Source organism: Paenibacillus sp. FSL H7-0918, from assembly GCF_038007025.1.
Classification (GTDB): Bacteria; Bacillota; Bacilli; order Paenibacillales; family Paenibacillaceae; genus Paenibacillus_AQ; species Paenibacillus_AQ odorifer.
Genome location: NZ_JBBOWJ010000001.1, coordinates 1,575,365 through 1,587,126 on the forward strand (window position 1 = coordinate 1,575,365; position 11,762 = coordinate 1,587,126).

Here is an 11,762-nt window from a genome sequence, read left to right on the forward strand (position 1 = left end):
ATATTAATCCACTTATTATAACAGTACAAGCTTACTCCATCAATCCCGCGCTGGCCCAAAACAAAAGAAACAGCTATACACGATCCCGTGAAATAACCGTTTCTTCTAAATTTGCTGTTAATTTTCTGCCGAAGCGAACAATGAAACTACCCAGCGGATTCCCTTCTGGGAAGCCTGCTGCAAGAGACCTGCCGTCTTATCTGCCAGAACATCAACTGTAGGCTTTTGCTCCTCAGGAATTAGAATTTGCTCCGGAGATTTCGTACTATAATCATCCACAACTTGCTGAGGAGGATCTGCGGCTGGCGTTGTATTGCTATTTTGAGGCAAAGGAGAGACGGCCGTATATGCACCTGTGACAGGATCGATCACCATTGGCACATATACATAAGTCTGCCCACCCTGTGTCACACCATTCTTTTGCAGTTGTGGCTGTGGCTGCATGCCTGTTACTTGACTGGTGGGTGTAGTCGGGCTGGCATTCCAGCCGGGCAGAATCTTAGAGACTGTTGAACCACCGCTTCCGCCGAACTGCATCCCTAAGAGGATGCCAATCCCTGCCCAAATCCCGACCATAACCAGTTTTTTTCCAAAACGCGACATGTACACCACTCCTTTTTAATCCTTGGTAATTTATTTTAAGAAGCTCCGTTTGATTTCTTTGGTGTTGTAGTGGGATTCGCCACTTTTTCAGGTGCGTTCACCTTCTCAGCGTCATGACTGCTCCAGTAAACATCAGCGATAGCATCCGCCAAAATATCAGCCGTACGCTTTAATTCCTCAGCCGAATTATCAATTCCGCCCACTTCAATCAAAACACTATTAGGAGAGAGGGTCTGATTGTACTCCCCGTTATTTCCTTTACCCGCAGCTTTTCCCCATATCCCACGAGATATTCCCGGGTAATTCTTTTCAAGCTGTTGATGAATCTTATTGGCAAACTCTTCGTTCTTCTTCCAGTCTTTATTTGCATGTCCAATGATAAAATAGACCTGTGCATAGCTTTTCCCGTCAATAACAGCTGTTGTTTTGTTATGACGCTGCGAATCGCGGTGAATGTCGATAAAACTATCCATTTCCTCATTTGCGCTGAGTGCTGATTTAACCAAGATCCGGGAATATTTATAGGAAAAGTTCCAGTTATAGTCGGTGATTTTGGTTGGAAAATCTTCTTTGGCATGAACCGTACCAATCCCGAGCTGTTCCAGTCTTTTCGTAATATATGATCCTACCAGCATTACATTTTTAGTTGAAACTCCGGAGCTGGGATTTTCATTTGCTGCCCCTAACAGAGGGTTGTAGGCCTCTCTAGGATGTGAATGATAGATTAGAATCCGTTTGATCGAGGTATCCTTAGTGCTGTCTGTGCCGCTTTGCAGATCACTCTTATCCGTCCCTTCCTCCGCTGATGGTTCAGGGGATGGTGCAACCGTCGCTTCAGGCTGCTGTGTTGTAGTATCTCCATGCTTGTCCCCTTCGTCCGGAACAGAAGTTTCTGCATCTTCACCACCCTCAGCCAGTTCATCAGTCCCAGGATGATAATCCACTGGTGCTCCTGTAGATCCACCTGAACCTTTCCGCAAAAGAAATGGATCATCCGCCGCCATCCCCGGCACTTCACGAGAGACTAGACTCTTAGGGTCGCCTGGATTCACGCTGGTCAGCAACTGAAATACGAAAGAAGTTACCTTTTCACCTGAAAAAGCGGATGGCTCTTTACCCTGCGGTAAATGCGGCACCTCCATCCCCAGCAGCTCCATGAAAAAACCACTGGACAGGGAGGCGGCAAGCCCCTTCATTGAAGGAATGGGTGAAGAGCTAAGCTTCTGTCCGGCCAATCCACCGGCTCCAAGCAGCATAAAAAATACTAGTGAACCTCCGGCCAACAGCAGCATCGTTCTCCCCAGCGATAAAACATCCAGCATTTTTCCCCTTAAACGGCCGATGTTCCAAAGCTGAAACCATTTTTTATTCATTGTAGTTATGTCCTCCTCCAGCCCTCTGTAATCTCTTATACTCCAAATCTATGAGCGCAAGAGCAATACTAGAACCGAAAATGAGAGAATAGACATAAAGCCCGTACAGGATACCTTAATTCAGCATCCCGCCGGGCTAAACAAACCATAATTCAGTTAGTGGGTATACGCGCCAACATTCTCAGGATCAACCGCATCATGTAAAGCCGCATTCAGACCACTGGCCACAATATTCGCGATCCCTTCAATAAATTCATCGATTTCCTTGGGAGTGACGATCAAATCGTGCCCCAGAGGTTCAAGCACTTCCTTCACTAATGACAAGCGTTCCTGCTCAGAGATATCGTCCAGCATCCCCATGATTTCCTTCGTATGGTTTGCTCCTTGCCCGAAGTGATTTTTCATCATCTCCAGCACATTATTCACAATAGTTGAGGCATAGCAGACAGTGGGCACTCCGATTGCGATACAAGGAACACCCAGAATTTCTTGGGTTAATCCACGTCGCTTGTTGCCAATCCCCGAACCGGGATGGATCCCAATGTCGGCAATTTGAATCGTCGTATTGATACGCTCCAGTGACCGGGATGCCAACGCATCTATGGCAATAATAAGCTCAGGTTTCGTCCGATCCACGATTCCCTGCACGACTTCACTCGACTCAATTCCAGTCAGCCCAAGCACTCCAGGAGCAATAGCGCTCACCTTACGATAACCAGGGGAGATCTGATCCGGAACCAGCTCATAGAACTGCCGCGTAATGAGTGAGTTCTCCACCACCAACGGACCCAGTGAATCCGGTGTAACATTCCAGTTACCAAGACCAACAATCAACACAGATGCATCCTTGCCAATCCCAATTCTGATCAAAAAGTCCTCAAATTCGCGGGCAAAAACTTCTGCCACCTTTTGCTGCAAGCCTGTATCTCCGCCACGCAGAGCAGGTACCTCAAGGGTTACATAGTTGCCAATTGCGCGTCCTATTGCCTGCGATCCGGCAGCATTAGCTACACCAAGACGGGTCACTTTAATCCCATCAGACTCTTCCACTTCTTCGTTCACACCAGGGATCGGCGTTCTTTGTGGGCCTTGAGCCATTTCCTTTGCCTCTAATGCCAAATCGGTGCGCACAGAATATAGCTGCAGATCCGGTTCCATTGTGTACCAGCCTCCTAAAAGTTTTGTAAGCATACACTTCCATGAATTACTTCGAACAAAACTCACTTCGAAAGCGGCTGCTTAGTTTTGTAAGCATACACTTCCATGAGTTCATCCTCATTTGGCAAGCTTCTGCCTATGCTCTTTTGTCGATAGTGTGCGAGAGAAAGCCAATGTTTATGCAGGATACGGAGGTTTAATTTGAAAGCTTTAAGTATTGCTTTTTGCTACCGGTCATGCTAAACTATTTTAAGTTGTGAATCATTTGATAATGATTTCGAATGTCTTACAGGAGGTGAATGCAATGCCAAATATTAAATCCGCGGTTAAACGCGTAAACACGAACGAAAAACGCCGTGCACTGAATGCTTCCCAAAAATCCGCGCTTCGTACAGCTGTGAAAACTGCTGATGTAGCTCTGACTGGTACGGAAGTAGAAACTGCTCAAGCTGCTTTCCTAGCTGCTTCCAAAAAGCTGGACAAGGCCGTAAGTAAAGGTCTGGTTCATAAAAATGCGGCTGCCCGCAAAAAATCCCGCTTGGCGAAGAAATTGAACGCTCTTACGGCTCAAGCCTAAGACGACATTCATAATGAGCAATTGAAGAACCTGACCGCTATGCTTCATACGGTTAGGTTTTTTTGTGTCTATTAATTAATAATAAGTAGTATTAGTTACTTTTAAGAGATGTTTATTAAATGAAAGAAGACCGCCTCAGAGAGGCGGTCTTCTTTCATTTATTTATTCTCTTTTTTCATTTCATAATAGTTACCATCCCATAAAAAAATCATCGTTTGATCGTCTTTAACAATAAAACTGCTGCCGGGATTCGTCCAATTATTTATAGATACCGTCTTAACCGATTCCGTCTCGATGCCAAGGTCACTTAATTCATTTCTGTATTCGTTAAAAAAGTCATCCTTTGTAATGCTCTCTTCTTTATATTCAGGGTTCATAATTTCATCTTTATCAAAAGATGCCTTTTCTTGCGAATAAGTTACCCGCATGCCAATAAGCTTTTCATCCTCCGCTGCCGAGACAGGTGTAGAACCTACTAGACCTTGTACACTCCATTCCCCAAAATAAGAAGGTGCATCTGCAGAGGTATTCGAATTCGCAGGCGACTCAGAAGCTGAACCTGACGGTGAATTAGTATCCGTTTTGCCACAGGAACTAATTAATAGAACGAGTAACAGCAGTGCCGAATATTGAAATATTCTTTTCATAGTCAGATCATCTCCAATACTTTTCCCCTTCTTAGCTCAGACACCTAAACGCAGCATGAACAGCTCCAGCCCTAGCACTTTGTCTATAGCCCCTGTTTTCATTTTATAATCCAGATCCGCCAATGCACTTAAGATTTGCCGCAATCGTTCACTGGAGAACTTATGGGCCTGCTCCCCAGCAAGCTTAACCGCATATGGATGCAATCCGATCTGTGACGCAATCTGTCCCTGCGAATAACTATGTGCTGATAAATCCTTAACCTGCAAAATAATGCGGAACTGCCGCGCAACCAACGCTGCGATCTTGATCGGTTCCTCACGCTGCTTCAGCAGCTCATATAAGGTATCAAGTGCCTTATCAAGACGCAGATTAGCGATATCCTCAACAAGCGTAAACACATTTTGTTCTGTACCACGGTGTACCAGACTCTCTACGGCCCCCGCATCCACAGTGCCGCCCTTACCAGCAAATAAACAAAGCTTGTCCATCTCTGCAGATAAACCTTGCAAGCCTGTGCCTGCATTCGTTATAAGAATTTCTGCCGTGCCAGGTGCCATTACACAACCCCGCTCACGAATTCCTTTTTCCACCCAGCGCAGCAGCTCTTCTGCTCCCAGCGGATTAAAGGCTAATACTGTGCCCACTGATTTGACAGTCTTCACAATTTTTTTACGCTCATCCAGCTTATCATTATTCACCATAAAGACGATTACACTGAAGTCTACAGGATGCTGCAAATAGTCACTTAAAAGATCTATACGATGCTCCAGTTTGGCATTTTCTTTGCCCGCTGTAAATAACGAGGCATCCCGCACCAGCAATAATTTACGTTCTACCATAAATGGCACAGTCTCCGCTTCTTCTACCACAGCCTGCACCGGCGTCTCAGAGAGATCAAAGGGAATAACTGCGAAATCACGATCCTCTTTAGCAATCAGCTGTTCTTCCAGCAGTGCCGTGAATTCATTCATTCGAAATTTCTCACTGCCATATAAAACATATAACGGTGAGATCTTCCCTTGTTTGATTTCTTTTATCGCCGTTTTGGCATCCATCCCGCCACTTCCTTTTCCATTCATCTAGCCCATTTTGTCCAGAGTTCTATTGTAGCAAAAAAAACTACAAAAATGCATGCAAAAACGGAGAAACTCTGGCAGCCATGGCCAAAGCCTCTCCGTTTAAGCGGCGCATCTATATAAACGACGGAGTGCGAAGCTCTAGAAACTCCGCATCCGGCGGTCATACCGATGTTCTGCAAAACCTATACTTTCTAGTTCCTGTCCTGTTGATATAGTATATTCAGAAACTTCGAAAAAAGTTCCAACCCCACTTTAATTTGTTGAAGATGAGGTTGGAGTGTTCGTTGGTGTCGCCCCAGGGGATGCAGCCGGACTTGAAGAAACTGCTTCCTGTACAGTGTACACCTTGGTTACATTCACACCATCTTTTTCAGTCACGTACGTAAACTTCGAGCTGTCCGCAGACCATTCACCAGAAATCCAATTTCCTTCCAGCGGATAAGAGTTTACGGCTAACCGTTCTTCCGTTGAGCCCGCTGGCGACTTCTTATAAATCACAAGCTGCAGCCCAACAAATTCTATAGCATACTGACCATCAGGGGAAGTCCAGGTCTGCACATTAGATTCATCAGAACTGCTTAAGCTCATAACTTCCCGTCCATAGTCATAAGGAATCTTTAAAGAATCCTCCATCAGCGGAGCAGAATCAGCTGCGCTGTCTGAATTCATATCAGCAGTTTGCTCCTTATTATCCACCTTTAGCTGATTGCTACTGGCATTACTAGAATCTGAATTTTGAGATTTCGTGGCGACATCCTGCTTTGGCGAAACAATTTTCTCTGTAGGCTTAGGATCTGCGCTTTGAGGCGGTTCGGTGATCGACCGCCCTCCAGCTCCAGCTCCCGCATCAGCTGCATCCGCCGGTGCACTTGGCATCGAGGTAGGGTCCACTGGTCCCGTCGCTCTATCTAAAGCGGCGTTATCTTCGTTCATCTCTGTTGCATCCGTCTTATACTGGGCAGCGCCCTCGTTCTCTCCACCAGCTGCAGGTGAAGCTCCATCAGAGTTAGCAGTAATAGAAGCTTGTGATTCCATTGCTGTATCCTTAGTATCATCGCTGGCTGTTTTAGCACTATCCTGCATCCTTTGTTCTACTTCTGCCCCAGGCATTTTATCGGGCATATTAAATATTGCGATCCCTAATAGAACGGCAGCTGCAATAGCTCCAATGCCTGTCCGTGTTGCTATAGAGGTTCCCTTGGAAGGTTTACCGCGGGAGCTTTCACGTGAAAATGGAACAACAACCGGCTCCTCAGATCTCACAGCACTTTGTTCACGACTGCTTCGATCCAATTCTGCAAGCTGAGGTAAAATAGAGTCAACCAGACTAAACGGGGGTTTCACGTCTGGCAACTGCTCCAATTCATTGGAGAGAAGTGTCAGGCGCTCAAAGACTTCCGCGCAGGAAGGACAATTATCGATATGACGGAACATCTCAACAATCTCATCTTGACTCAAATCTTTGTCTAAATAGCGGTGCATCCATTCCATCACCTCCGCGCATTTCATCCCGATACACCACCTTTCTGGTACTCCTGAAGTCTATTCTGCAGTTGCTGTCTAGCCCGAAATAAGTACGATTTCACTGTATTCAAGGGCAAATCCAGACAATCTGCAATCTCGTTGTAAGAAAAATCCTGTAAATAGCGCAGGACGATGACTGTCCGATGATGCTCGGGCAATTGATCAATCGCTTCGCGTATATCCTCAGCTAAATAAGAGGATAGAACCTCACGTTCCACATTGTGTTTATCCTGAAACACCATTTCATGTTCATCAATAGAAACTGTAGGTTTAGTTCTTCTGAATTTATCAATGCAAATGTTAGTGACGATTCGCTGAACCCACGTTTTGAACTGGGCCTTCTCCTCATATGAGCCGATTTTTGTATAAACCCGGATCAAGGCTTCCTGAGATGCATCTAACGCATCTTGTTCATTATGCAAAATGTAGAAGGCCGTTTTATATACATGTCCTTCAATTTCTCGCAATAGGGTGATTAGAGCGTCGCGATCGCCCGCTTGAGCGGCTCTGATGAGTCCCTGCTCCACCACGAAGGTTCCCCCTCTCTATGCAATCTTACTGACGCGCAAGACTGCGAATTTGTTGCAACCGTGTAATTAATATTTTTAGAATACCAAACTTTTCTTAGAACGTCATGTTAAGCCAGCCGTTACAACGCGCTATCCCGCATTGCACAGCCAATAATTCCTACTAAGCATACAGGGGAAACAACAATCATTCAAATACTCTTTTTCACTATCTTAGTAACAAAAATGACATCAAAAGAAACGGCCTATCCCCTTGTCGGAAATGAAGCCGTCTGTCTTAAATATTACCCTCCGGTATCGAGCAAGAAACTCTATTTATAGAGCGCAATTTTGCAGAGCATGAAGACCGCGTAGTTTTCCCTAGTCTCATCATCCACCACATAGGCTTCTCCATTCTCAAATAATTGAGGGTTATTGTAATTGCGCTCTAATCTGTAGATCTGCCCTTCCGTCACCTTACAACCATGGAATGCCGACTCAATTTCTACGTACTCAGCATCATCTTCATCCGCTGCTTGATACAGCTTTTTATCATTATAAGCAGGCATATACTCACTCCCGGCTGGATAATAAATCCTGACGTTCAGTCCATGTATCACTACTCTTCTATTATATAGTTTATTATCTTTATCCCGATTCTATACTTTCTAAAAAGCATAGAATAAAAGGAATATGGACAGCTCAAAGAAAATCAACATAAAAAGGCTGCATGGCCAACGTCTGTCAGCCACACAGCCTATAAATAAAAACGCGAATCTGGATTTCAATCTCCGTTCGAACTATACATTAAATCCCTTTTATCTCTTTAAACTTCGCCACATATTGGGCAGCAAGATCGGTAATCTGATCATATCGGCCATTCTTCGCCGGTGCAGTCAAATTCCCCCCAATGCCCACAGCCATGCAGCCGTTTGCAATCCACTTCTCCATATTGTTCAAATCCACGCCACCGGTCGGCATAATATTTACATGTGGCATAGGACCTTTAACCGCTTTTACATAATCCGGACCGAAAGCACTGCCAGGGAACAATTTAAGCACATCCACGCCGTACTTCAGCGCTTCCTTCATTTCATTTAATGTCATGCAACCAGGCATATAGGGAATGCCGTAAAGATTACACATCTTAGCTGTCTCCACTTCAAAGGAGGGACTAACGACAAACTCTGAACCTGCAAGAATGGCTATTCTAGCTGTTAAGGGGTCCAAGACAGTTCCGGCGCCAATCACCGCACGACTTCCGTACTCAGCAACCAATCTCTTAATCGCCACATCCGCGTCTGGTGTAGTAAAAGTTACCTCAATATTATTTAGACCGCCTTCTATACAAGCAACGGACATCTTAAAAGCTTCCTCAGCACTATCTGCTCGAATAACCGCTACAACCCCGACGGATGCCACATTCTGCAATACTTTCATTTTCTTCATCAGTAGACTCCCTTTCTCTTGGTACGATCATAGATAAACAGGAAATACTTTTTTAGATAAACTTTTTTATTAAATTTACTAATTATTGCGTTTTGTTCTATAAGGAAATAGTAATAACAATACGATTAACAGTCAATACATTTTTATTACGTCAGGTGGAAATAAGTAATAAAACCTAAGAAAAACCTTTATAAAACAAGGGTTTATGGAAACATTATTTTCTTTTTACGAAAAAAGTTTTTTGGTTAACAATCATTCTTTTATTGTACAAAACCGATTTATGTGATAATTTCAAATTACAAATCATTATACTGGGATAAAATCATTACCCTAGGAGGAACTAAAAATGAGTAAACAGCTGGATGCCGTCACTTTCGGGGAGCCGATGGCGATGTTTTATGCGAATGAGGCCGGTCCTCTGCATGAAGTATTTTCGTTCTCCAAAGCATTAGCAGGTGCAGAAAGCAACGTGGCTACAGGCTTGTCGCGTTTGAATCATCCTACAGGTTATGTTACGAAGCTCGGCGAAGATAACTTTGGCACATTCATTGCTCAGGCGATGAAGAACGAGAACATTAATACGGACAATATTACTTTTACTAAAGAGTATTCAACAGGCATGCTTATCAAATCGAAAGTGGTTACCGGCGATCCAAAGGTCGAATACTTCCGCAAAAACTCCGCGGCCTCCACGCTTAGTCTGGAGGATTTCGACGAGGCCTACTTCAATTCCGCAGGACATCTGCATGTTACAAGTATCTCCGCCGCTTTGTCCAAGAGCTGTCATGAATTTTCTATTCACGCTATGGAATTTATGAAGAGTAAAGGAAAGACGATCTCTCTGGATCCTAATCTGCGTCCTAGCTTATGGCCGGATACAGAAACAATGGTGAGTACCATCAATGATCTGGCTACACGCTGCGACTGGTTCCTGCCGGGACTCGGTGAAGGTAAAATCCTTACCGGACTGAGCACACCCGAAGAGATTGCAGACTATTACCTGGAGCGTGGCGTAAGCTTAGTCGTCATCAAGCTTGGCCCTGAAGGCGCTTACTATAAATCCTCTGCTGGGGAAGGTTACGTGGACGGATTCAAGGTGGAGCAGGTTGTTGATACGGTGGGTGCAGGTGATGGATTTGCGGTTGGCGTAATCAGTGCGATGCTGGAAAAGCTTCCGATTGCTGAGGCCGTCAAACGCGGCAATGCGATCGGTGCGTTAGCCGTCATGTCGCCAGGCGATATGGACGGACTTCCCATCCGTGAGGAACTTGCGAAGTTTATGCAACAAGAAGTCTAATAATCGCAAAAAGACACAGAGCAGCGACTCTCCGTTATTGGAGGAGCGCTGCTCTGCTTTTTGGGTTGCTGATTGGCTGCTATGGCTATGCTTTGGCTTTGGCTTTGGCTTTGGCTTTGGCTTTGCTATGCTAAGCTTTTGCTATTGCTATTGCTATTGCTATACTTCAGCAGTGTAATCACTTACCTCAGGGCTTTCGGACCCAAAAGACGCTATTTGCAATTTTTTTACCTTTGCGGCGTAGTTTCGGACTCCAGTGACACTATTCCTTATGAAAAAGGGCATTTAGCATGTTTTCCATGCCGATAGCTGCGATGGGGTCCGATAGTACTCCAAATATGGGATTATACCGCATATAAGGTCAGCTGAGTCCGATAGTGACTTCCTACGCGAAAATATTACCCAATCAAACCCAAGTTTAGTGTTTAGATAAACTTAGGTCCAATAAAAGGGGGAGTGCCCAACAAGCTAAGAAATAGCTGCTGGGCACTCCCCTTTTTATAGTTCAAACTTATTTGTAAGACTTCACCGACTGCCCTTGCTGCAAGGTCGGCGGGAAACGATATGTAATTGGAACAGAAGCTCCCTTATCCTCGATACAAGAGAGTATAATCTTGGCAGCCTGCATCCCCATCTCGTAAGCAGGCTGACGGATTGTCGTAATGACCGGATTATAAATTTGCGCGAATTCCGCATCATCTATCCCGATGACCGACAACTGTTCTGGAATAGAGATGGCATTTCGATTCGCATATTTCAGAATTTCCGCTAGTGTGATGTCGTTCGTAGCCAGCAGTGCAGTTGGCGGCTCCGGCAGTGCTAATAAGTGTTCCAGCCCCGAAGCTAATTCCTCTTTGGATACACTGCAAATATACTCCTCACGCAGCGTTATGCCCGCTTCTTCCATCGCTTTTTTGTAGCCACTAATCCGCTCTTTCCGAGGGGTAATCGCATGCTCCCCAATTGGAAGGGACACCAGAGCAATCCGCTCATGGCCTTGCTGAATTAGCTGCCCTACGCCTATCTTTGCCGCCATTTCATTATCCAGCAATAGACTCTGCGTGGTGATTCCATCTACCAGACGATCCATAAAGACTAGCGGGAATTCAGCCTCTACCAGCTTGCTATAGGCAGACGGGTTATTCCCTGTAGGAAAAATAATCAGCCCATCCACCTGACGAGCGATTAAGGTTTCTACATATTTGCTTTCTTTCTCCGCATTCTCATCTGCGTTGCATATGATCACTTGGATTCCGTGATACTGCAGCTCATTCTCAATCGCCCGGATACATTGGATTGACAGCGTGTAGTCAATATTAGCTACGATGATCCCGACCATATGCGTCCGGTTCTGCTTCAGACTGCGCGCCAGACCATTTGGCTGATAATTAAGCTCCTCAATTACGGCCTCAATCCGGTTTTTCGTCGCTTCGCTCATATATTTAAAACGTTTGTTCAAAAATTGGGAGACCGTACTTTTCGAAACTCCCGCTTTTTGAGCCACATCATCAATCGTTAACTTCTTCATCGCTTCGGCTCCACTCTTCT

Annotated in this window: 12 protein-coding genes; 2 read left to right on the plus strand and 10 right to left on the minus strand. The window is 45.0% G+C overall.

Annotation, left to right across the window (positions count from 1 at the left end):
• Window positions 1-117: 117 nt before the first annotated feature.
• The 3 genes from MHI15_RS07235 to gpr form a co-directional block, all read right to left on the minus strand.
• On the minus strand, window positions 118-603 hold the full coding sequence (locus MHI15_RS07235; RefSeq protein ID WP_076185487.1) for a hypothetical protein: 486 nt from the start codon (window positions 601-603) through the stop codon (window positions 118-120).
• 35 nt (window positions 604-638) lie between these two features.
• Window positions 639-1,976, minus strand: a complete 1,338-nt coding sequence (locus MHI15_RS07240; RefSeq protein ID WP_341164282.1) for a stage II sporulation protein P — start codon at window positions 1,974-1,976, stop codon at window positions 639-641.
• 156 nt (window positions 1,977-2,132) lie between these two features.
• Entirely contained in the window at window positions 2,133-3,134 is a 1,002-nt protein-coding gene (gene gpr, locus MHI15_RS07245) for a GPR endopeptidase (RefSeq protein ID WP_036677518.1), read from the minus strand.
• Between the two features lie 304 nt (window positions 3,135-3,438).
• On the opposite strand from gpr, the gene rpsT reads away from it, so the two are divergent.
• Window positions 3,439-3,711, plus strand: coding sequence for a 30S ribosomal protein S20 (rpsT, locus tag MHI15_RS07250; protein WP_036677521.1), 273 nt, complete (start codon window positions 3,439-3,441; stop codon window positions 3,709-3,711).
• A 158-nt stretch (window positions 3,712-3,869) separates the two neighbouring features.
• Here rpsT and MHI15_RS07255 read toward each other — a convergent pair whose 3' ends face one another.
• The 6 genes from MHI15_RS07255 to MHI15_RS07280 form a co-directional block, all read right to left on the minus strand.
• On the minus strand, window positions 3,870-4,358 hold the full coding sequence (locus MHI15_RS07255) for a hypothetical protein (RefSeq protein WP_076281207.1): 489 nt from the start codon (window positions 4,356-4,358) through the stop codon (window positions 3,870-3,872).
• A 36-nt stretch (window positions 4,359-4,394) separates the two neighbouring features.
• Window positions 4,395-5,414, minus strand: a complete 1,020-nt coding sequence (holA, locus tag MHI15_RS07260) for a DNA polymerase III subunit delta (protein ID WP_036677525.1) — start codon at window positions 5,412-5,414, stop codon at window positions 4,395-4,397.
• A 276-nt stretch (window positions 5,415-5,690) separates the two neighbouring features.
• Window positions 5,691-6,947, minus strand: a complete 1,257-nt coding sequence (locus MHI15_RS07265; RefSeq protein ID WP_076129691.1) for an anti-sigma factor family protein — start codon at window positions 6,945-6,947, stop codon at window positions 5,691-5,693.
• Window positions 6,944-7,492: an RNA polymerase sigma factor gene (locus tag MHI15_RS07270; protein WP_036677530.1), complete on the minus strand. Its 549-nt coding sequence runs from the start codon at window positions 7,490-7,492 to the stop codon at window positions 6,944-6,946. Before MHI15_RS07270 ends, MHI15_RS07265 begins: the two co-directional genes overlap by 4 nt.
• A gap of 308 nt (window positions 7,493-7,800) precedes the next feature.
• On the minus strand, window positions 7,801-8,037 hold the full coding sequence (locus MHI15_RS07275) for a hypothetical protein (protein WP_038572950.1): 237 nt from the start codon (window positions 8,035-8,037) through the stop codon (window positions 7,801-7,803).
• 238 nt (window positions 8,038-8,275) lie between these two features.
• Window positions 8,276-8,917, minus strand: coding sequence for a bifunctional 2-keto-4-hydroxyglutarate aldolase/2-keto-3-deoxy-6-phosphogluconate aldolase (locus tag MHI15_RS07280; protein WP_038572952.1), 642 nt, complete (start codon window positions 8,915-8,917; stop codon window positions 8,276-8,278).
• A gap of 346 nt (window positions 8,918-9,263) precedes the next feature.
• On the opposite strand from MHI15_RS07280, the gene MHI15_RS07285 reads away from it, so the two are divergent.
• Window positions 9,264-10,214: a sugar kinase gene (locus tag MHI15_RS07285; protein ID WP_341164283.1), complete on the plus strand. Its 951-nt coding sequence runs from the start codon at window positions 9,264-9,266 to the stop codon at window positions 10,212-10,214.
• Between the two features lie 511 nt (window positions 10,215-10,725).
• Here the strand turns inward: MHI15_RS07285 and MHI15_RS07290 are convergent.
• Window positions 10,726-11,742, minus strand: a complete 1,017-nt coding sequence (locus tag MHI15_RS07290) for a LacI family DNA-binding transcriptional regulator (protein WP_341164284.1) — start codon at window positions 11,740-11,742, stop codon at window positions 10,726-10,728.
• Window positions 11,743-11,762 lie beyond the last annotated feature (20 nt).